We start from the raw sequence: 22,476 nt of genomic DNA on the forward strand, positions 1-22,476 counted from the left end.
TTGAATAAAATTATATTATCACATTAAAAGCAAATAAAAGAGGAAATAAAAGCCTACTGCGCTTTTATTTCCTCTTTTATTTGAATCATAGTTTTATTCAAAATTGGGTGCAAAACATATGGTACTATATCACACATCGGTTCTATTACAAACATTCGCTCATGCATTCTCGGATGAGGCAATATTATTTCTTCCATTGAACTAATTACATCATCAAATAATAATACATCTAAATCTACTGTTCTAGGACCCCATCTTATAACCCTTTCCCTCTTTAATTTCTTTTCAATAGATAGCAGAAATCTTATAAGTTCTAGTGGGGTTAAAAGTGTTTTTACTTCAATAACACAATTTAAAAAGTCTTCTTGATCTATATATCCCACAGGCTTCGTATTATAAAATTTTGATGTTTTTGTTATTTTGGTATTATAAGAATTGTTTATAAGCTCTAAAGCATCTTTTACATTTTTATCCTTATCTCCCATATTACCACCCACACCAATATATGCAGTATGCCATTTTCTATCTATTTCTACAGCTGCATAAAGAAGTGGCCGTCCGATGGGAGCCCATGGCTTTTTTATTTTAACCTTTACTCTTTGAACTAAATCATAATTTAATAGTATAAATTCAGCTACTTTCTCTGTAGCTTTCTCTATTAAATCATAATTTTCCTTTTTAAATTCCTCTTCAACCTTGTGACAAAGCTCGCCATAATGAACAGTTTTTGTTATGTCATCAGATATTCCTGCCTCTCTTAAACTTAAAAACAACTCTATAGAAATTAAAAACCGTTGTCCGAGTACCTTTTCCTCTTGAAAAACTCCATGATGAGCGTAAACTTCTAAGTCTTTTATGTACATTTTATCCATAGTATTATCTCCTTTTTATATCTTGTAAGCAAATGTTTATTTAACTTTTACGTATAACATCTGTTAAAACACAAACCCTTTTATTCTCTTTTATATCATGTACTCTTATAAATTCGCAGCCCTTCATTATCCCTATAGTTGTGGTTGCAAGTGTTCCCTCAAGCCTTTCATTAGTATCTAGTCCCTGTTCAATTCCTAGCATAGATTTTCTTGATGTTCCAAGGAGCACCGGATACCCTAAACTTTTTAACTTTTCCAGGTTATTCATTGTTTTTAAATTATCCTCGTAACTTTTAGCAAAACCAATACCTGGATCTAAAATAATATTCTCTCTTTTTACTCCCGCATCTAGAGCAATAATTATACTTTCACCTAAATCATTTATTATATCTTGCATTAAATTTTTATAGTTTTTATTATCACGATTATGCATTAAGCAGCAAGGCACATTATACTTAGCAGCAACTACTGCAATATATGGGTCCATCTTAAATCCCCATATATCATTAATCATGTCTGCCCCAGCCTTTATTGCAAGCTCTGCAACTTTCCCTTTGTATGTGTCCACAGAAATAGGAATATCTAACTGCTTCTTTAATTCCCTTATAATAGGAATTACTCTTTTAATTTCTTCTTCCTCACTAACATCTTCATGACCTGGCCTTGTAGATTCCCCACCAATATCAATAATATCTACTCCCTCTGAAACCATTTTCTTAGCACGGTTTATAGCTGAGCTGATATCATTAAATCTTCCCCCATCTGAAAACGAATCAGGAGTAACATTTAAAATTCCCATTATGTAAGTCCTTTTACCTATTTCAAAATCTTTATTTCCTATTATCATAAATTTCCCCCTAAATTTTTTTTACTCCATATAATTAGTTCTAATAATTTATCTTAAAATTCCTCTTGCCTAAAGGCCATTTACATCCCTCGCTTGCCTCGCAATGGACACAATCTCTTGAAAGTTTATCACATTTATATAATAAATTACTCAAACCTTCAAAACTTTCAGTGTCATTTCTATGGTTTCCTATAGCTTCTAAAATTTCATCTATTTGCTTATCACCATATTCACACTGGTGCAGTATTTCTTTAGCAATTTGTACACTGGCAATATTATGGGCTGTCCCATTTTCATATTGTTCTCCCCTACCTATATCATGCAAAAGTGCAGTTGTATAAATTATGTATTTTGGTATATTAAAATCATTTTCCAAACTAATTATATACATAATTCTTGCCACATCTAAAAAGTGTTGCATATCATGTTTGCAGTATTTTCTGTTTTTTTCTAAGTCTTCTATTTTTCTTAAGTTATACTTAAATATATTATTTTTTATAATAAGATCTACTTTATCATCTATTAAACTGTTATTTATGATTCCCACCCCTTTAGAGTAACCTTAACCCCTGTATCTTTGTACGTATGTATCGTAATACCTTTTTATTTCAGATACAACTGTGCTTTGATTAAGAACCTTATCATCAATTTTATTCACCTTCATTATACCCATAATACTATTAGTTATAAACACACCCTCAGCATCCATCAATTGATCATATGTAAACTCTCCTTCCTCTACAATGAATCCCATATCTGATGAATTTTGAATAACAAATTCCCTCACAATACCTGGCAATAATCCACATTTGATTTTGGGTGTATATACAGTCTCATTCTTAACGAAGAATATATTACTTACAGCTCCTTCACTTAAAAATCCATCTGTATTTAAAAATAGTGCTTCATTGTACCCTTTATCTATAATAATACCTCGTTCAATTATATTTTCCACATAATTAAATGATTTAACATATGTCAAATTAGAATATGCATTTCGCCTAACTTCACTTAGACCTAATGAATATCCGTTTTCATAGTCACTGTTCTTATAAGGAATTTGCCTTGTAGTAATTATAGTATTTTTTTCAGATACCATAATTTTAAACACGCAATTTTTACAATTAAGCTTTAACATAGCTGCATAAATTTCTGCCTGGGTAATTTTTTTATTTACTCCTAGTGTATTCAGCCCGCTGTTTAACCTATTTATATGATTTGCAAGAAGTATTGGTTCATCTTTGATAAGTATTGTCTCAAATGCTCCCCTGCCGAAGAAAAAACCACTATCTAAAGATAGCTTACCCTCGTTCTCTTCACCATTCATAAGTATCATAATACTCTCCTTTTTTGGTGCCACCCACTTGGCAAGTGGCAAGTTTCATTATTCTTTCTTTTCTAATTTATAAGACTCTCATTAATGCTATCGCCTTATCTATAGTTTCATCATATTCCGATTTTTCATTAGAATCCCAAGTTATACCTCCACCTACTCCGAAATAGGCTTTATTTCCCTTTATTAAAATTGTTCTAATAATTATATTCAAATCTACATTCCCGTCAAATCCCAAATATCCAAGTGCGCCCGTATATATATTTCTCCTCACAGGTTCTAACTCCTCGATAATTTCCATGGAACGTATTTTAGGTGTACCAGTTATGGAGCCTCCGGGGAAACATGCTTTAATGCATTCGATTGGACCTACTTCCTCTTTTAATTCACCTACTACCGTAGATACCAAATGAAAAACTGTACTATACTCCTCTAATTTAAAAAGCTGTGTTACTTTAACTGATTTGGGTTTGCAAACCTTGCTTAAATCGTTTCTCTCTAAATCAACCACATTTAAAAGCTCAGCTTTATCCTTTTCACTATTTATTAATATATTTTTATTTTTGATGTCCTCATCTACATCTTTACCCCTTGGCATAGTTCCCTTTATAGGTCTAGTTTCTACCACTCTATCCCTTATACTTAGAAATCTTTCTGGGGAAGAACATATTATATTAAAGTCCTCAAAATTCATAAAAGCAGCAAATGGTGCCGGATTTATATGTCTTAAATCTTTATATATTTCATATGCGTTTCGGTTTATGCTGCAACTATACCTTTGTGACAAATTTGTAATATATATGTCTCCACTTTTTATATAAGCTCTTACCTTTGATAGAGTATTAATGTACCTATTTTTTTGAAAATCCGAAGTAAATTTGTTTGTTATGTCTCCTACTTTTTCATATAGAACTTTATTACCATTTTGTATACGGCTTTTTATATCGTAAATACTGTCTTTCTGAGATTTAAGTATTCCTAGTGCAGATATGTAAGTGTTTTTTTTAAGATTATCTATAATAATTATATTATCATAAAAGTTATAACAGCAATGAGGTATATCTATATCCTCCTTTGCTATATTCGGTAACTCTTCAAGTTCCCTACCTAGATCATATGAAAAATATCCCATACCACCAGCCACAAATGGTAATTCTGTATTATTTTCTATATAATACTCTTTTAGAATCTTATTTAGCTCCTCAAATGTATCCCCTGCATATGCTTTACCGAAAATATTACACATACCATTTTTACTTTTAAATTTTAAAAAACAATTAACTCCTATAAAAGAATATCTCCCTAATGTTTCTTTATCCCTAACACTATCTAATAATATAGTATCAAGATTTTCTTTAAATAAAGAATATATATCAAAACCATCAAGTTTAGTATGTACTTTTTCAATTGTCAGTTTCATTTTTTCTCCTTAACCTTTAACTAATTTGTTTTGACTTCTAACTTCATTAATAAAATTTTCAAGAATTTCATGTCCATACTGTGTAAGCTCAGCTTCTGGGTGAAATTGTAATCCTTCTATAAAATAATTTTTATGTCTTATTCCCATTATAACTCCATCATCGGTTTCACTAGTAATTTCTAATACCACAGGTAGTGAATCTCTTTCCACTATTAATGAATGATACCTTGTAACCTTCATTGGATTCTTTATATCTTTAAAAATATATTTTCCACTATGTTTAATTACAGATACCTTCCCATGCACAGGTTCACGTCCAGGGACGATTTTACCACCAAACACCTCAGCAATAACCTGATGGCCTAAACATATCCCCAAAATAGGTATCTGCCCTTTAAATTTTTCTACTATCTCCATGCATTTTCCTGCATATTCTGGAGATTTTGGGCCTGGCGAAATAATTATTCCTTCTGGTTTAATTCTCTTTATATCCGCTAAGGTAATCTTATCATTTCTATATACTAATACCTTCTCACCTAATTCTTCAAAATATCTAACTAGGTTATATACAAATGAATCATAATTATCTATCATTAAAAACATAAACGATCTCCTATTCTATTATAATTACCTATTATATCAAATAATTTACACAAAATCATTAGTAATAAAATATTGAAAGTCACTAATATACTTTATAGTCACCCAAATAAAATTCCTTTGATAACTAATAATAATTATTATTTATAACAAACCCCTTTTAATATAAGTAAAGATTGGTTAAAATGGTACTATGTTAAACAATAAATTCGAGGTGATTATATGTACAACAGAGGTGATTTCCATCTTCATACAAATGCATCTGATGGAAAACTAAGTCCTAAGGAATTAATTCACGAGGCTTCTTTAAATGGATTAGATATTATTGCAATAACTGATCATGACACTACTTTAAATGTCGAGGAAGGAATTAGAGAAGGTATAAATAATAATATAAGGGTAATACCTGGTATAGAATTATCTACAGTTCATAATAATGAAAGCATCCATATTCTTGGATATTTTAAAGACGATGAATATAAAAATTTAGATTTTCAAAATTTTTTAAAAGATATAGAGGATTCTAGAGTATTTAGAGGCAGAAAAATAGTAGAAAATCTAGATCTATTTTTCAAAATAAAATTAGACTACCAAAAGGTTCTAGATCAAGCAAAAGGAGTAATAGCTAGGCCACATATAGCTAAAGCCATAATTGATGCTGGCTATAAATATGATTGGAACTATATATTTGATACTTTTCTTTCAAACGATAGCCCTGCATATGTGCACATTAAAAGAATTCCAACAGCTGATGGTATAAGCCTATTAAAGAAGGTTAACGCATTAGTTGTACTTGCACATCCAGTTTTAATTAAAAAAACTTCTATAGATGAGATGTTAGGATTTGATTTTGATGGTATTGAGGCAGTTTATCCAATAAACACAAAAAAACAGAAATCGCTTCTAAAAGCAAAAGCTAAAGAATACAATAAATTCGTTACTGCCGGTTCAGATTTTCATGGAATTTCAACATCTGACACTGGTCATGGACTTGTTGGCTGCGTTTCCTTAAGTAATGAAGAACTAGCTATCTTTGTAAATAAACTAGAATCATAAAAGGAGATGTTTTCACATCTCCTTTTTTCATTTTACTAAGCCTCAATTAAAAATGCTTCATAAGCTCTACATGCTTCATAGATATCTGCTTTACTTGCAATTTCCCATGGTGCATGCATGTTATGAAGAGCAACTCCTGAATCAATAACCTGCATGCCATACTCAGCTAATATATAAGCTATAGTACCTCCACCGCCTTGGTCTACTTTTCCAAGTTCTGACGTCTGCCATGTTATATTATGCTTTTCCATTATGCCTCTAAGCTCTGCAATAAACTCTGGATTTGCATCATTGCATCCGCTTTTGCCACGAGCTCCAGTATATTTGTTTAAAACTATACCTTTACCAAAATATGCAGAATTACGTTTCTCCATAACTGATGGAAATGTTGGGTCATATGCAGCAGTTACGTCTGAAGACAACATTTTTGAATTTGCAAGTGCCCTTCTTACCTTTAACTCACTGTATTTTCCGAGTAAATTAACAACTTCAGCTACTGTGTTTTCAAAGAATTTTGATTGCATTCCAGTTGCGCCAATACTTCCAACTTCTTCTTTATCAACAAGTAAAACTATACATGTTTTATCTGTTTGCTTCATGTTCATTAATGCTTCATATGAAGTATAAGCACAAACTCTGTCATCATGTCCATAAGCCATAACCATACTGCTGTCTAGGCCATAATTTCTAGCCCTACCTGCAGGCACTACCTCTAATTCAGATGATACAAAGTCTTCTTCATCTATACCATATTTATTATTTAAAAGTTTTAAAATATTTAATTTTACTCTATTTTTAGCCTCTTTATCCTTTATTGGTATACTTCCCATAAATACATTCAACTCTTCGCCTTCAATAGCTTTATCTAAAGTTTTTTTCATTTGATCTGCAGATAAGTGAATTAGAAGATCCGAAATTCCAACTACTGGTTCTTTTTCATCTTCTCCTATTACTACATTTACCACTGTTCCATCTTTTTTAACTACAACACCATGTATAGCAAGAGGTAAGGTAACCCATTGGTATTTTTTAACACCACCGTAGTAATGTGTTTTAACTAATGCTAAATCTGAATCCTCATATAGTGGATTTGGTTTTAAATCAAGTCTTGGTGAGTCAATATGAGCACCTAAAATTTTAAAACCCTTTTCAATAGGCTCAGACCCAATTAAAAATAATGCTAAAGTTTTTCCCATACTACTTGCATAAACTTTATCACCAGCTTTTAATTTGGTACCCTCTTTTATATAAGTATCAATATTTTTATAACCATTTTTTTTAGCAAGTGTAATAAACTCTGTTACACATTCTCTTTCGGTTTTGCATTTTGACATAAAATCTATATAATTATCCGATAATGTAAATACTTTTTCGAGATCATTTTTATTATATTTGTCCCAAGCTACTTCATATGTTTTTTCTAAACTTTTAACATCTGACATTTTTACTACCTCCAAACAATAATTACTTTCCGTATCTACTATATTACTAAATTTTACCTCCAATTGCAAATATTAAATCTACTTTGTTATTTGCTTTTCACTATAATTTTTAGTTAATCATCACGTTCTTTAGTTACTTCCTCGATTCTCATGTTTATAGTTTCTACAGGGGTTATCTTAGAATTCAAGCTATATATATAATTGGCTGCGGCAGCTTCAATTATAACTGCTATATTTCTCCCCGGCCTAACTGGCAACGTTATTTTCCTTAAATTCACACTTAGTATATCCATAAATTGATTATCAATACCAAGCCTATCATATTCCTCGCTCTCGTTCCACTGCGTAAGCGAAATAAGTAAACTAATAGTCTTAGTATTTAAAACCGAACTCATTCCATAGATTGCGGGAATATCTATTATTCCCATACCTCTTACCTCAAGCATTCCAGAGGTTATGTAAGGGCATCTTCCGAGTAACACACCATCAACTTCTTTTATGTCTACTGCATCATCTGCAATCAACCTATGTCCTCTCTTTATTAATTCTAAAGCACATTCACTTTTACCAATTCCACTTTCCCCAGTTACTAATATTCCTATACCATAAACATCTAATAGGACACCATGAAGCCTCGTTTCTGGCGCTAACTCTGCATCTAGATAATTAGTAAGTTTACTACTAAATCTTGTAGAAATTGATTTTGTTCGTAAAAGCCATTGACCATTTTCCTCTGCTGCCTTAATGAGCTCCTTATGCGGCTGCAAATCTCTAGTCAATATAACACAAGGCGTTTCCAATTTGAAATATTTATTTAATCGTTTCTTCCTAAGGTCCTCTTCCATACAATCTAAAAAACTCCACTCTGCCATGCCTATTAGTTGCACCCTTTTATTACCAAAATATTCATAAAAGCCGGCAATTTGTAATCCTGGTCTATTAATATCACTAACATTAATTAACTTTCCCTTACCACCTTCTACCAAAACTTCTAAACTAAAATGCTCTATTAACTCCTCTATGGTAACAGCCAAAATAATCCCCCCATTCCTAATGATTTATTGTTCATATTATACTTTTTTAATTGTATCTAGTTGCGCGCGAAAATTTCTTTTAACATTATCAATATACTTTTGTCTTAATTCTTTTTGCTCTAATATTTCTTCATCCGTGAGCTTTTCTTCTTTGCTTTTTTTATAAAGATAATTTATCCTATTAGTTAATTCATCTGTATTAATAATATCACCCCTCTATTATTTTGCCTATTTTATTATATTAAAATACTTTATGCATAACTAGTAGCTATCAAACATATTCTACTTTTTATGATTGTATTACAAAAACTTTAAGACTTTTTTCGTCAATTACATATTATTCCAAGTAGCTTTTTCCAACACTTACATGCTTTATAATGTTATTTTTTACCATTTATTCATCGTGTATTTCATGAGATTATAGCATAATTTGTAATTTATTACATTTTAATGACTAACGTTAAATTTAACATACATAGAATAATATGGTATTATGTACTTGCCTCAAAAATACATAAATAAGGAGAAATACATGAATCTTAAATTGAGAATTATAAATAAAGAATTAGAATCATTAAGAGCATTGTTACATTTTTTACTAAATCATAAAGACCCAACTGATAAAATGGTTGTATGTTGCAGTCAGCAATTAGATGAAGTTATAGTTAAATATCAAAAAGTTAAAGCTACTTGTAAGAAAGCAGCTTAACACATCCACTCTTTTGTTACAATCATAAATTTAGAAATCTAATTCAAGCAAGATATCATCAGTATCAATATCTGATTCCTTACCATAAAAAACTACAGCGAATTCATTAAATTCATATGCATCTTCGGATATATCACAGCCAATGAATTCGTATTCAATTTCCATTTTCTCAGCACATTCTTCCATAATATCTTCAACATTATCTGCTGAAATATCACTTAAATAAGGAAGAAAAAATTCTTCATACCAATCGTCTTTTTCTTCTTTGAAATTGCCTTCATCATCTGCATAAGTTTTAGCTGCTTCAATTTCTGCATCATCATAATAATATTTGAATTTAAGAGCTATAGTTCCTTTTTTATATTGAATTTCAGCTATATCACTTAAATCATTTTTGCTTAAAAAATTTACTATATATTGTTTATTCAAATATATCGCCTCCATACATCATTCTTTATAAAAAAAAAGAAAGATTTCACTATGAAAGTGAGATTTTCTTTTTTATTATATAACTTTGTAAACTAATATTTATTAGTAATTATTTATTTAAAATCTCTAAGTACTTCTCTACAAACCTATCAGCTTGTTCAAACTCTTTTTTGTCTGGTACAAATTTGAACTTAAGTCCTTCCTCTACAACTTTAAATTTCAAAGATTTTAGTCTTTGTGTAAGCATAGGTACTCCCTCTCCACTCCATCCATATGAGCCGAAAGCCGCTGCAACTTTGCCTTTGTTAGTTATTGGGCATACAAGTGATAAAACATCCCATGCAGGCTTTACAGCATCTTGATTAATGGTTGGTGATCCAATCATAATACCAGATGCTTTTTCAACCAATGATACAATATCAGTTAATTTCATAGATGTAATTTCATGAGCCTCGGCCTTTACACCCGCCTCGTTAATTTTTTTAGCTATATATTTCCCCATCTCTTCGGTATTATGATAAGCAGATATATAAAATATTTGAATGTTTTTTTCTTTTATTTCATAAATTTTAGCCCATTGTCTATAAAGATCTATATACATTTTAACATCATTTATATGCACCGGTCCGTGGCTTGGTGCTACTATATCTATTTTTAAATTTTCAATTTTATCAAGTCCTGAATTTACGAATTTCTTAAAAGGTCCCATTATAACCTCAAAATAATATTTCATCTCATCAAAATAATCACCGGAGCAAGCATCCGTTATACAATTAGTTGGTGAATAATGACAACCCATTACATCACAAGTAAATAATATTTTTTGTTCTTTAACGTATGTAAACATTGTATCAGGCCAATGTAAATTAGGTGCTGATATAAATTGTAATGTGTTTTTTCCTAATGATAACTCTCCTACTGCTGGCTGGCTATTAAATTCTTTATTCATTATTTCTTTTAAATAAATTATAGCAGCTTTTGATGCAACAACAATGGCTTCTGGATAAACTTCTAAGAGTTTGCTTAAAGAACCACTGTGATCAAGTTCAGTGTGTTGAACAATTATATAATCAACTTTTTTCTCTCCAATAACACCTTTTATCTTACTTAAAGATTCATCAAGAAAGCCATTTTTAACAGAATCTACTATAGCTATCTTTTCATCATCTATTAAATATGAGTTATATGTAGTTCCTTTTTTTGTTTCCATTATAATATCAAATACCTTGAGCTTTGGGTCATTTACCCCAATCCAATAAATATTGTCTTTTAATTTTGTTGTTTCCATTTTAAAAATCCTCCTCAAACTTCTTTAAGTAGATAATTATTGCCTTTTCTATTTATCTACATAATTATGTGCTTCTTATTATAATTTATTTTACCACATTTTCCAACTCTGTTCAACTAATAATGATTATTGACTAGTATATATTTTGTATATATAAATACTTATTTTAGATAGTTTATCACTTAAATATTATAATATTCTCTAAAAACTTTTTTAATAGTTTTCATTTAAAAAATATCTAATACCCAAAATGCTTAATAATATTATTATTGTGTCATATACTTCAATAGAATGAACTTTCAGGAGGGATCTATGAATATTTTAATAACTGGTGCAAATGGTAATATAGGAACTTATTTATGTAACGTATTGTCAAAATCACATACCGTATATGGATTAGATAAAACTGAGCTTAACATAGTCGACAAAATAAGTACTGAAAAAACCTTAAATTTATTAAAACCGGATGCTGTAATCCATACTGCAGCCATAACTAATAAATATATTTGTGAATACAATGAGACCTTAGCCTATGATGTAAACACTGTAGGAACATTAAATATTGCTAATTGCTGTAATGACCTTAATATACCTATAGTATACCTCTCTAGCACAGATGTATACGGTAATAATAGTTCAATGCCTTACAGTGAAGTTGATGACTGCACTCCAATAAACACATTTAGCAAGAGTAAGCTTGGAGGAGAGGAGTTAATTCAAACTATTTGTCAAAAATATTTTATTATTCGCAGTTCAACTATATTTGGTGGCAATGATTGTTTTGTTAGAAAACTCATAAATGGAAAACATTCAGCAATTTATTTATTTTCAGATCCAACTCTTTGTATAACTTATATTGAGGATTTAACTTTAGCTATCCAAAAATTATTAGGAACTGATAAATATGGGGTATACAACTATACTAATGAGGGTTGTATATCAAAATCGAAACTAATAAATAGCATAATAGAATTTGGTAATTTAAATGTCCCTTTAATTGTAAATTCAGATAAGCTTTTATCTAATCTCATTCGGGAACCTAAATATACTTGCACAGATAATTCGCATATAAAAGAATCTTTGGGTATCGAAATTGCTCCTTGGGATGATAGACTTCGGGAGTATATCAATAAATGTCTTAAAGTTTAAATAATCAGTTTTTCTTAGGTTATGCAAAAACAAAAGTATACATTGCTCTAGATGCGTTCACTTCACCTTGTAATTCTAAAATTTATTTTAGAATTACTAAGGCTTGTTCAAACGCATTTTACGCAATGTATACTTTTGTTAGCATAATCAAAGAAAAATATAGTAATATATCTGATACTATAATATCTGTGTTAAATTTCCTTTTTCATGTTCTTTTGCAATGTACCGATGAAAAATTTGATACTTTAATTATTAACTAAGTTCTTCATGCTCAAATCTAGAACCCTACATGAGTGAGTTAATGCCCCTACCGATATATAGTCTACTCCACACTTTGCGACTTCTAGTATATTGTCTACTGTTATGTTTCCAGATGCTTCAACTAGAGCTTTTTTATTAATTATGTCTACGGCTTTTTTCATAGTTTCATTGTCCATGTTATCTAACATTATAATATCTGCTTTTACTTCCAGAGCCTCACTTATTTGATTTAAAGATTCAATTTCGACTTCAATTTTTTTAATAAAAGATACATTTTCACGTATAATGTTTACAGCTCGTGTTATTCCCCCAGCTGCACTTATATGATTTTCTTTTATTAATACACCATCTGAGAGATTATATCTATGATTATAACCTCCACCAACTTTTACTGCATATTTTTCAAATATTCTCATACCAGGTGTAGTTTTTCTTGTATCAAGGACTTTCACTCCCGTACCAACTAACTTATCCACATATGTTTTTGTTAGCGTAGCAATACCACTCATTCTTTGTAGATAATTTAATGCAATTCTTTCTCCGGTCAATATATGTTTTGTTTTTCCTCTTAATCTTGCAATAGACTCTCCACTGCAAACTAAGTCTCCATCTTTTTTAAAAAACTCTATATTTACCTCACCTAGTATTTTAAAAACTCTCTCAAATACGCAAAGTCCTGCGATTACTCCATTCTCTTTGGCTATTAAATCAATACTAGAGTTACACTCATCACTTATAATAAATTCTGTTGTAATATCATTTTGAGGTACGTCTTCTGTTATAGCCTCTATAATTAATTTATCAATAATTAACCAATTCACTGCTTATCTCATCTCCCATTTCTTTAAATTTATTTAACACTACAGCCTTATTAATTTCGCTATAATCACTAAGACTTTTTATATTGTTTATGTCATCACAATTTAATGTAGTAATCCTGCAAATAGACTTATTTATAAATCTTGAAGCCCTTCTAGAAAAAACTAAGGCTTCTAACAATGAATTACTTGCTAATCTGTTTGCTCCATGCACACCTGTACAACTTACCTCACCACATGCAAATAAATGATTCATAGATGTTTTAGAATCTAGATCAACAGCAATTCCTCCCATATGATAATGCTGAACCGGTGTTACTGGAATTTTATTTTTTGTAATATCTATACCACACTCTAAACATTTTTTATAAATACCTGGAAATCTATCTATAATATATTCCTTTCCTTTAAACGAAATATCTAAAAAAACATAAGGTTTCTTACTTTTTTCTTCCTCATTATAAACTGCTTTTGCAACCACGTCTCTTGGTAGAAGTTCATCTACGAATCTTTCCCCACACTCATTTAGAAGTTTGGCACCTTCCCCCCTTAGAGACTCTGATATAAGAAATTTCTCACAATTAACCTTATCATCATATAGAGCAGTTGGGTGAAATTGCACATAGTTTAAATCAGAAGTTTTAATATTATGCCTTAATGCAATAGCTATTCCATCCCCGGTTAATCTTCGCCTACTAGTCGAATTTTTAAATAACCCTCCAATTCCACCTGTAGCTAAAATCATTTCCCTAGAATATATGTTTATTCTTTCTTTACCTCTAATCACTGTGCCACCGAAACATATATTATCTTTAGTAATAAGGTCAAGTAAAGTAGTGTTTTCAAATATTCTTACATTTTTTTTATTTTTAAGTGCCGCGAGTAAAGATAAAAAGAGTTCTTTTCCAGTTTCATCTTTGGTATGCACAATTCTATTAGTGCTATGTGCCCCTTCCTTTGTATACTTAAAATTTCCGTTTACTTTGTCAAAATGTGCTCCAAAATCAACTACTTCATTTATATTATCTATTGATTCATATACTAGTGTCTTTACCGCCTCCATAGAATTTTTATATTTTCCGGCTTTTAAAGTATCTTTAACAAATAAATTAAAATCCTTTTCATCTTTAGCCACCGCTATTCCACCTTGTGCTAATGAAGTATTGCATTTATCTACAGACTCTTTACTTATTAAAAGTACATTTAAATCCTCATTTAGATTTAATGCAGCATACAAACCTGCTGCCCCCGTTCCAACTATTAATACATCTACAGATATATCCATAATGTCACCTCACCATTTCATGCATAGCACTTAAACATTTGTGCGCTGCTTGTCTTATATTTTCATCTAATGTTACTACATATTGCTTATTAAGAAGGCTTTTGTAAACATCCTCTAGGGTAGTTTTCTTCATACTACAGCATGTCATAGGAGATTTTGGAGTTATAAATTGTTTATTCGGATTTTTATTTTTAAGCTCATAGAGTATACCTTCTTCCGTTACAACCATATATTTTTGACACTTATCGTGGGTAGCAAATTTAATTATTTCCCCTGTACTTCCTATAAAATCAGCTAATTTTCTAATTTCGCGATTACACTCAGGATGCACTAAAATCTTAATCTCTTTATCTGAATTTTTAACATTAATAATTTCATTAGCATCAACAAATTCATGTACGCGGCAAAAGCCATTCCAAAATATCATGTTCTTAACATGAGCTTTTTCATTTATATAATCCCCTAGGTTTTTATCTGGTATAAATATTATTTCATCACTATTTAATTTATTAACTATTTTTAATGCATTTGAAGAAGTACAACATATATCACTTTCTGATTTCACCTCTGCCGTTGAGTTTATATAACATATAACCTTTGCATCCGGATGTTGTTTTTTTAGTTCTCTAACATCTTCTCCATTAATCATATCTGCCATAGTACAACCTGCGTCACTATTGGGTAATAACACTGTTTTTTCCGGTGATAGTATTTTTGCACTCTCAGCCATAAACTTTACTCCACAAAATACTATGATTTGCTCGCTACATTCTTTGGCTATTTTACTAAGATAATAAGAATCTCCCACGAAATCAGCAATTTCTTGAATATTATCATTTTGATAATAGTGTGCTAGAATTATAGCGTTTCTCTCTGCTTTTAATTTCTGAATTTTTTCTTTTAACTCCTGCATTACTTATACACCTCTTTCTTTGCATGTATACACTACTGTATATACACTTATCTTCCATACCATAGTATCATTTGTGTAATAAGATATCAATCGTTAAAAAATAAAAAAACATACCCCTTGATATCAAGAGATATGTTTTTTATAAAATTTTCTAATAAACTTTCAAAATTATTTTTCAGTTAATTCATGTGTTTCTTCAGCTCTAGACATATACATTATTCCTTCTAAGTGATCAATCTCATGACAAAATGCCCTTGCAAGTAATCCTGTAGCATTATAAGTAACTGGTTTCCCATTAATATTAATTCCTACAACAGTAACATCTGTTGGCCTGTAAACCTCACCCTCATATCCTACATAACTTAAGCATCCTTCATAATCCTTCTCATTTCCAGATTGAGCCGTTATCCTAGGGTTTATAATAACTATTGGCTCTCCCTCTTCTTCTCCTAAATCAATTAAGACAACTCTTTTTAAAACACCTATTTGAGGTGCAGCAAGACCTATTCCATTTCCCTCATAAAGAGTATCCATCATATCATCAACTAAATTTAGAATCTTTCTATCTACTTTTCCAACTTTTTCACAAATTGAATTAAGACGTTTGTCACCATATTGTAGTATTTCTCTAACCGCCATTTACCTTCTCCTCCTTTTGTATTAGTACCATCAGGCTCATAAAACTTTATTTTAATGTTTTTTCTTCATTAATGAAATAAGATATATCCGTTATGTTTTCAGCTTCACTCATATCAAAAATAAGATAAAATTCGCCTTCACTTATTTGTCCATTGTCCAAAAACTTAATAATGTCTATCTTAAAGTTCTCTAAATGATAATCCGTATATGGTAGTTCTATATCACCTTTTCTTTGTGAATCCTTTAGATATCTTTCAAAATTTTTACTAGGATCTCTTAAAAGAAAATTAGGCATATACTTTTTCTTATTAAACTGCAAATAATCAAACTTAACAATTTCTTTTAAAATCCTATTATCTAAATTGAGATGTTCATCATTAAACTCTAAAAACACTTTATAATAATCCACAGATGATATACTTCTGCTTAGATATCCTTTATCATAAAAAAACGTACCTAGGCTTAAATAGAAATCAAATACATTATCAAACTTAGGGATAAAGTATTTTAAGATAGTTTTAAATTTACGAGAATTGTAGTATTTATCCACGACCTCTTCAACTCGTTTTAAAAGAATAATTTCCTCATAACTTATATCGCTTGTCTTTAAGATCTCATAAGGTGGATATGGAGCATATACCATTCCCCATTTTTCCACTTCATCTTTCATCGGAGCACCTTTTAATATCTTAAGGAACCCAAGTTGTATTTCATCCGGCTCTATTGTGTATAAATCATTAAAAGACTTCTTAAATGATTCAAGATTTTCTCCTGGCAGTCCCGCAATTAAATCTAGATGCTGCTTTATATTACCATACTTATTTAGCGCAGTAACCTGTTTTTTTATATCCTCAAAAACTACGAATCTGTTTATATTTTTTAATACTTCATTATTTGTAGTCTGCACTCCAACTTCAAATTGGAATCTACCCTTAGGAGCTTTTTCTAAAAGTTTAAGTTGCTTATCATTTAGTATATCTGCTGAAATTTCAAAATGAAACGTGGTTTCGGTATCTATACTCATTAAATATCCCCAAATACCCATAGCGAATTCATCGCTACAATTAAAAGTTCTATCAACAAATTTTATGAGTTTCACCTTTTTATCTATTAAAAATTTTAAATCCTTTTTAACCCTTTCTAAATTCATGAACCTAACTCCACGTATAGTTGAAGAAAGACAGTATTTGCAGTTGAATGGACATCCCCTTGATGATTCAAAATATATTATTTTATTGTTTAAATCATCATCCTTAGTATAGGGGAACACAATGTTATTTATGTCCATAAGTTTTCTTTTTCCACCATAAAATATTTTTCCATTTTCCTTATAGTACAAGCCCTTAACACCTTTTAGGCTAATATTCTCTATCATACATTTTATAAACTCTCTAAATGTTTCTTCTCCTTCTCCCTCAATTAAATAATCTGAAAGACTATCTTTTAGATAGTTCTCACTATCAAATGATACTTCTGGCCCTCCATATAACAATTTTATATTATTATCTATGAGTTTGATTAAATTAGATACCTGTTTAACATAATATTTATTCCATATGTAACAAGATAAAACTACAATATCTGCTTTCTCTGATATAATCTCTTCCACAATTCTTTCTACTCTATCATTTATAGAAAACTCTCTTATAAGAGAGTCATACGAGAGATCCTCAGTAAAGGCTTTTAAATACCTAATTGCAAGGTTACTATGTGTAAACCTCGAATTTATTCCAACCAACAATACTTTCATTTTTAATTCCTTCCTTAACTCATCTATTTTGTACAGTATACAATATTAGTTTGCATAAAAGCAATTATATCCTAGTCGCTTTTATGATTAAGCAGTAGATTTCACATTAAATGAGTTTTGTAATAATACAAAAAAATCAAAAGCCTTACTGGACAACTCAAAGATATGTCCAGAGAGGCTAATAAATCTTTAACAATGTCTATTAATTTTACTTTAATCTTTTCTTTTGACTTTCTTTTTGCATATCATATAATAGACATTGTCTGAATTTTTTAATGTTACCACCTTAAAATATGGTTCTAAAATTCTCATTGTATTATCTTTAGAACTATTTTTAAATAAATTTAAATCTCTTAAATTTATTTGTTTTGTACTTTTATCTGGTAACACAATTTTAATTTCCTTAGTAAAAGTTTTAGCAATTCCTTTATCAATATCCCAAATATATAACATTCCATCAACTTTTAAATATTTATATATATCTTGTACCAATTTTCTTTTATTATATGTAAGGTTTATATCACTTAAAGTGAAAAATAGTGCGCAAGTATCATATATGCCTTCCCCTATTGCCTTCTTTTCCACTTTTCCTTCTACATACTCTACACTACTACTATCATCAACGTACTCTTTGTATATATTATATATGATACCATGATTAGAAAACCCTATGTCTAGTAGATTTCCTTTAAAAATCTCCTTTTCTAAATTTAATAAAACCTCCTTCTTCAATTGTTATCCCCCTCTTTATTTAATTTTTATAAATACTTATTTAAAAACTATTCTCCAAAAACAAAATAATCCCTCTAAAACAAAGGAATTATTTGTTAATTTCATTATAGAAATTTATCATTAAGCCTGCAGTAGTCTTTTGTGCTCTCTGCACTATAAGCGTAGATACTTTCCTATATCGCTCTTCCTTGTTTTTTATATGAACATGTGAAATATAAATATCACTTGCAAATGTTGCATTGTTTTTTATATAATCTTCTATATTATCTTGCTTAATTATTTCATTAAAAATAGGAAACGAATAGTCACTCATTAATCTACCTATAATCCAAAGTTCAAAATTTCTATGATTTTTAAGTAGTTTATTGTTAACATGTTGAGGAACAGTTGCATCCTGAATCAAATGGCACGCTGCTCCAAAATAAAACAGTGCTTGCCGTATATCACCGGCTTCTACAAACCTTAACGCACATTTGTAGTATTTGTTAAATTCTGTTAATGCATTCGAAAATCCATATAACCCTGTACCTGTAATATGATGATAAAAATGATTTGAGCTCTTAAAATCTTGGTCTGCCCAAGTAACCCCATTGTTTAATTCTTTTACATAACTTTTGTAAAAAGTATGAACTTCACGGTATCCCTTATTTTTTAATATCTCAATAGCTTGAATATTAATAAATTTGTGAACAATACAATGAGTTTTCATGATTCTTTTTTTAATTGGATTTATAGTTACCATTAAGCCTTTTAAAGTTTTCCCATATGTAGCTTCAAATTTTTTCTTCAACCTGTTCACCTCTTAACTTAGTATACGCTAAATATGCTCTAAAAACATGTTTAATTTTACCATAATAATATATACCCACTCTATTCTAATCTTTTTTTCTTAAACCAACAAGTATGACCACTATTAAAGTTATAACTATTGTTAACAAATAGTTATAAAACTTATGTTTTCCGCTGTTTATATTATTATATTGATCTTTTTCCATACTAATTAAATATCCATTTTTAGAATCTAATATTATCAAATTATCAAAAAATTTCATGCTAGATATATATGCAACCTCTTCAAAATTTACTTTTTCTTTAAGTGCACTGTTTTTGTTTAGACTATATATACTATTATCATTCTTTTCATAAAAATATATACAATCTTTATCCCCCAGTTTTCCTGCCCTGTCTATTGCCAAACTTATTAAGCTACCCACTGATTTATGTTGGTATATTGGCGCAGGTGGATTTATTGTAGGGTGATTATCTAGAATAGCTGGTATAGTCTTATTAAACGAATTTCTGAATTTTGGTGAGCTTATTGGATCACCTCCAGAGTAATCTGGAAACCCATACCATGAATTTTTTTTAATTTGGTAAATATAATCACTATCACCTTTAACTGGTCTTAATCCTCTCTCCTCCATTCCTCCAACTGTAACTAATACTTTGCCCTCACTATTAAAATCTATCCCCATCATATTTCTTATACCCCAAGCAAAGTTTCCTTGCGCACCAGTTTTTAAATTATAAATTATTATTGATGAATTTCCAATTACATGCTGAGTTATAATTTGTCCCTTTATATTTCTAGTTTGATATGGAACAAATGCTCCTGTTTTTACCCCTCCAAAGTCCATTCCTTTTATAGTTATACTCTTTGGAGTAATATCATGATTTTGAGGATAATTATCTAACCACTTATTGTCGAGTCCAACTACCCCAGAATTTGTAGCTGACCCTATAGTAACAAATAAGTAATCCCCATTAATTCGAACCAAACTATTATTATAATCCCCGTAATTCGGTATATTTTTTATTATTTCTTTACTTTCCTTTGATATTAAATTATATGAATAGACATTTTTACCAGAAGCGTAATACAATATTTTATTTTTGTAATCTAAGCTAGTTATATTTAACTTCTTATTTACGAATATATTATACGCTTTTCCTGACTTATCTATGTACTCTATTCTATCTTTAAAAGCAATATAATAATTCCCCTCATTATCTTTAGTAAAATCTACCGAATTACTTAATCCCTTATATAAAATTTGTGTTTTAATACTCACATCTTTCACTGTAACCTTATATTCTTTAAAAGAACTTCTCAATGAAAATAGTGCAAAAGCCATCAAAGCTAAAATAATTATAAATCCAATGGTCTTTTTCATACTTCTCCCCCTAAATTATAAATCTCTAATCTATATATATTTATATAAGTTCACGTATATGTAAAAATTATATGACATTTGTATATTTAATTGTTGTCCATAATCAAATGCATTTAGAATATAATAGTAAAACTTAACATATTAATTATTAATAGTTGTAATATATTTAAGTTTAACCTCAGGGAGGACCCTTTATGATAAAAGACGATTTCTACAGAGATTCAATAATACTTACAGTTTCAAATTTGGTTGCTGGCATATTAAGATTTATGTTTTCAATATTACTCTCAAGAAAATTAGGTGCAGAAGGTATGGGCTTATATAGCCTCGTAATGCCTATATACGATTTATTCACTTGTCTTATTTGCGGTGGTATGGTAACAGCTATTTCAAAAGAATCTTCATCCTATTATGGAATAAATGATTACGGTAACCTTAACAAATCTATACATACTGCATTAGTTTTTGATTTTGTTTTATCTATATTCATAGCAATTTTAGTATTTTTTTTCTCACCGTATATCAGTACATATATAATAAAAGACCAAAGAACACTATACTCCCTTTGGGTCATTTGTCCCGCATTAATTTTTGTTGCTCTATCTTCTATATACAAGGGCTATTTTTATGGTATTTCTAATGTTAAAGTACCCGCAATAATAGACATTGTTGAAAAAACTGCAAGAATGGCCATAATCCTTGGGATAATAAATTTCTTTGCTCTAACAAATGTAACTACTACAGTAACTGCTACATATATTTCTTTGTCAATTGGAGAACTTATAAGTTTTATTCTTTTATATGTATTTTATGAAAAGAGCAAAAATAAATTTAAGGTAATTGTAAAAAAAACCGAAGGAAGGGCTCAACTCTTATTTAATGTTCTTATTGTTTCATTTCCCTTGTGCCTAAATGGGTTTTTAAACACTATAATTTCAGCACTATCGACCCTAATTGTTCCGGGTAGGCTAGTTCAAGCTGGAATAGAATATACCGAAAGCTTATCTTTAATTGGTAAGTTTTCTGGTATGGCTATGAGTATTGTGTTTTTCCCTTTTATTATTGTTATGTCAATGTCTACCATGTTAACCCCAGACATTTCTAAAAGTATAAGTAAAAATGATTATAACGCTTTAGAAAATAGAATCCGCGAAGTAATCAAAATTTCTTTTTTACTAGGAATTTCAACTATGATAATATGTTTATGTATAGGTCCCTCTCTTGGAAAATTATTTTTTGATAGATATGATCTAGGTGTCTACATCAGACTTGCAGCGTTAAGCGCACCATTCATGTATATGTCTGGCTCGACCTTCGGAATTTTAAATGGACTTGGCAAACAAAAAGCTCTCCTAATAAATTCTGTAGTAACCTCTATTGTCGAGTTAGTCTTGCTTTATATACTCCTTGGCATTCCAAGTATTAATATTTTAGGTTACGCCGTAGCACTCCTTATAAGTTCTATTTTAAGCGCTATAATGAATATTGTATCAATTAAAGGATGCTGTTATATAAATTTTTCAGGAAGTGAATTTCTAATTGATATTTGTCTTAGCATCTTGTTGTATTTTATATTAAAAATTTTAAGTAATACTATACCGGATTGTATTTTTATTACTAAGAACATAATAATTATTGTAACTGGCTTCTCTCTATTATTATTTTCTCTAATTCTCACGAAAAAATCAGAAAAATCTAAAGCACATCATACAAGATGATGTGCTT

General features: G+C 29.8%; 23 protein-coding genes. 4 read left to right on the plus strand and 19 right to left on the minus strand.

All coding sequences use genetic code 11. The features are described 5' to 3' along the window. Nucleotides 1-53: 53 nt before the first annotated feature. From folK to A7L45_RS23560, 6 genes are all read right to left on the minus strand, one after another. A complete protein-coding gene (folK, locus tag A7L45_RS15900; RefSeq protein WP_071613701.1) occupies nucleotides 54-872 on the minus strand; it encodes a 2-amino-4-hydroxy-6-hydroxymethyldihydropteridine diphosphokinase in 819 nt (272 codons plus the stop codon). 40 nt (nucleotides 873-912) lie between these two features. Then, nucleotides 913-1,719: a dihydropteroate synthase gene (folP, locus tag A7L45_RS15905; RefSeq protein ID WP_071613702.1), complete on the minus strand. Its 807-nt coding sequence runs from the start codon at nucleotides 1,717-1,719 to the stop codon at nucleotides 913-915. Nucleotides 1,720-1,759: 40 nt separating this feature from the next. Beyond that, nucleotides 1,760-2,266: an HD domain-containing protein gene (locus A7L45_RS15910; RefSeq protein WP_224616889.1), complete on the minus strand. Its 507-nt coding sequence runs from the start codon at nucleotides 2,264-2,266 to the stop codon at nucleotides 1,760-1,762. Between the two features lie 15 nt (nucleotides 2,267-2,281). After that, nucleotides 2,282-3,055 carry an aminotransferase class IV gene (locus A7L45_RS15915; protein ID WP_071613703.1) on the minus strand — a complete coding sequence of 258 codons (774 nt, stop codon included), beginning with the start codon at nucleotides 3,053-3,055 and terminating at the stop codon, nucleotides 2,282-2,284. Between the two features lie 67 nt (nucleotides 3,056-3,122). Beyond that, nucleotides 3,123-4,472, minus strand: coding sequence for an aminodeoxychorismate synthase component I (gene pabB, locus A7L45_RS15920; protein WP_084647486.1), 1,350 nt, complete (start codon nucleotides 4,470-4,472; stop codon nucleotides 3,123-3,125). A gap of 9 nt (nucleotides 4,473-4,481) precedes the next feature. Further along, nucleotides 4,482-5,075, minus strand: a complete 594-nt coding sequence (locus A7L45_RS23560) for an anthranilate synthase component II (RefSeq protein ID WP_084647487.1) — start codon at nucleotides 5,073-5,075, stop codon at nucleotides 4,482-4,484. Nucleotides 5,076-5,294: 219 nt separating this feature from the next. Between A7L45_RS23560 and A7L45_RS15925 the strand changes: the two genes are divergently transcribed. After that, nucleotides 5,295-6,128 carry a PHP domain-containing protein gene (locus A7L45_RS15925; RefSeq protein ID WP_071613704.1) on the plus strand — a complete coding sequence of 278 codons (834 nt, stop codon included), beginning with the start codon at nucleotides 5,295-5,297 and terminating at the stop codon, nucleotides 6,126-6,128. 35 nt (nucleotides 6,129-6,163) lie between these two features. Here the strand turns inward: A7L45_RS15925 and A7L45_RS15930 are convergent, their stop codons facing one another. The 3 genes from A7L45_RS15930 to A7L45_RS15940 all read right to left on the minus strand — a co-directional run bounded on the left by A7L45_RS15930 (nucleotide 6,164) and on the right by A7L45_RS15940 (nucleotide 8,808). Next, the gene (locus A7L45_RS15930) at nucleotides 6,164-7,570 is read right to left on the minus strand and encodes an aminopeptidase (RefSeq protein ID WP_071613705.1); all 1,407 of its coding nucleotides are present in this window, start codon (nucleotides 7,568-7,570) and stop codon (nucleotides 6,164-6,166) included. Between the two features lie 113 nt (nucleotides 7,571-7,683). Then, complete coding sequence (hprK, locus tag A7L45_RS15935; RefSeq protein WP_071613706.1) at nucleotides 7,684-8,604, minus strand: HPr(Ser) kinase/phosphatase; 921 nt, start codon at nucleotides 8,602-8,604, stop codon at nucleotides 7,684-7,686. Nucleotides 8,605-8,640: 36 nt separating this feature from the next. Then, nucleotides 8,641-8,808 carry a DUF896 domain-containing protein gene (locus A7L45_RS15940; RefSeq protein ID WP_071615011.1) on the minus strand — a complete coding sequence of 56 codons (168 nt, stop codon included), beginning with the start codon at nucleotides 8,806-8,808 and terminating at the stop codon, nucleotides 8,641-8,643. Between the two features lie 328 nt (nucleotides 8,809-9,136). On the opposite strand from A7L45_RS15940, the gene A7L45_RS22625 reads away from it, so the two are divergent. Then, a complete protein-coding gene (locus A7L45_RS22625; protein WP_169829612.1) occupies nucleotides 9,137-9,313 on the plus strand; it encodes an aspartyl-phosphate phosphatase Spo0E family protein in 177 nt (58 codons plus the stop codon). A gap of 30 nt (nucleotides 9,314-9,343) precedes the next feature. Here the strand turns inward: A7L45_RS22625 and A7L45_RS15950 are convergent, their stop codons facing one another. Continuing rightward, the gene (locus A7L45_RS15950) at nucleotides 9,344-9,742 is read right to left on the minus strand and encodes a hypothetical protein (RefSeq protein WP_071613707.1); all 399 of its coding nucleotides are present in this window, start codon (nucleotides 9,740-9,742) and stop codon (nucleotides 9,344-9,346) included. Between the two features lie 109 nt (nucleotides 9,743-9,851). Then, nucleotides 9,852-11,030 carry an FprA family A-type flavoprotein gene (locus tag A7L45_RS15955; RefSeq protein WP_071613708.1) on the minus strand — a complete coding sequence of 393 codons (1,179 nt, stop codon included), beginning with the start codon at nucleotides 11,028-11,030 and terminating at the stop codon, nucleotides 9,852-9,854. Nucleotides 11,031-11,342: 312 nt separating this feature from the next. Between A7L45_RS15955 and A7L45_RS15960 the strand changes: the two genes are divergently transcribed. Continuing rightward, nucleotides 11,343-12,179, plus strand: coding sequence for an SDR family oxidoreductase (locus A7L45_RS15960; RefSeq protein ID WP_071613709.1), 837 nt, complete (start codon nucleotides 11,343-11,345; stop codon nucleotides 12,177-12,179). A 245-nt stretch (nucleotides 12,180-12,424) separates the two neighbouring features. On the opposite strand, the gene nadC is transcribed toward A7L45_RS15960, so the two are convergent. The 8 genes from nadC to A7L45_RS16000 all read right to left on the minus strand — a co-directional run bounded on the left by nadC (nucleotide 12,425) and on the right by A7L45_RS16000 (nucleotide 20,751). Next, a complete protein-coding gene (gene nadC, locus A7L45_RS15965) occupies nucleotides 12,425-13,261 on the minus strand; it encodes a carboxylating nicotinate-nucleotide diphosphorylase (RefSeq protein ID WP_071613710.1) in 837 nt (278 codons plus the stop codon). Then, entirely contained in the window at nucleotides 13,242-14,543 is a 1,302-nt protein-coding gene (locus tag A7L45_RS15970) for an L-aspartate oxidase (protein WP_071613711.1), read from the minus strand. The genes nadC and A7L45_RS15970 overlap by 20 nt, the downstream gene beginning before the upstream one ends. 4 nt (nucleotides 14,544-14,547) lie before the next feature. Next, entirely contained in the window at nucleotides 14,548-15,456 is a 909-nt protein-coding gene (gene nadA, locus A7L45_RS15975) for a quinolinate synthase NadA (RefSeq protein WP_071613712.1), read from the minus strand. 168 nt (nucleotides 15,457-15,624) lie between these two features. Continuing rightward, nucleotides 15,625-16,095 (minus strand): peptide deformylase, encoded by a 471-nt coding sequence (def, locus tag A7L45_RS15980; RefSeq protein WP_071613713.1) that lies wholly within the window; start codon nucleotides 16,093-16,095, stop codon nucleotides 15,625-15,627. 46 nt (nucleotides 16,096-16,141) lie between these two features. Beyond that, nucleotides 16,142-17,845 (minus strand): B12-binding domain-containing radical SAM protein, encoded by a 1,704-nt coding sequence (locus A7L45_RS15985; protein WP_071613714.1) that lies wholly within the window; start codon nucleotides 17,843-17,845, stop codon nucleotides 16,142-16,144. Between the two features lie 213 nt (nucleotides 17,846-18,058). Continuing rightward, nucleotides 18,059-18,577 carry a hypothetical protein gene (locus A7L45_RS15990; protein WP_071613715.1) on the minus strand — a complete coding sequence of 173 codons (519 nt, stop codon included), beginning with the start codon at nucleotides 18,575-18,577 and terminating at the stop codon, nucleotides 18,059-18,061. A gap of 88 nt (nucleotides 18,578-18,665) precedes the next feature. Continuing rightward, complete coding sequence (locus A7L45_RS15995) at nucleotides 18,666-19,367, minus strand: zinc dependent phospholipase C family protein (protein WP_071613716.1); 702 nt, start codon at nucleotides 19,365-19,367, stop codon at nucleotides 18,666-18,668. 85 nt (nucleotides 19,368-19,452) lie between these two features. Continuing rightward, entirely contained in the window at nucleotides 19,453-20,751 is a 1,299-nt protein-coding gene (locus tag A7L45_RS16000) for a PQQ-dependent sugar dehydrogenase family protein (protein ID WP_071613717.1), read from the minus strand. A gap of 194 nt (nucleotides 20,752-20,945) precedes the next feature. Between A7L45_RS16000 and spoVB the strand changes: the two genes are divergently transcribed. Then, on the plus strand, nucleotides 20,946-22,469 hold the full coding sequence (gene spoVB / locus A7L45_RS16005) for a stage V sporulation protein B (protein WP_071613718.1): 1,524 nt from the start codon (nucleotides 20,946-20,948) through the stop codon (nucleotides 22,467-22,469). The last annotated feature ends 7 nt before the right edge of the window (nucleotides 22,470-22,476 follow it).

It is taken from the genome of Clostridium estertheticum subsp. estertheticum, from assembly GCF_001877035.1.
Classification (GTDB): domain Bacteria; phylum Bacillota; class Clostridia; order Clostridiales; family Clostridiaceae; genus Clostridium_AD; species Clostridium_AD estertheticum.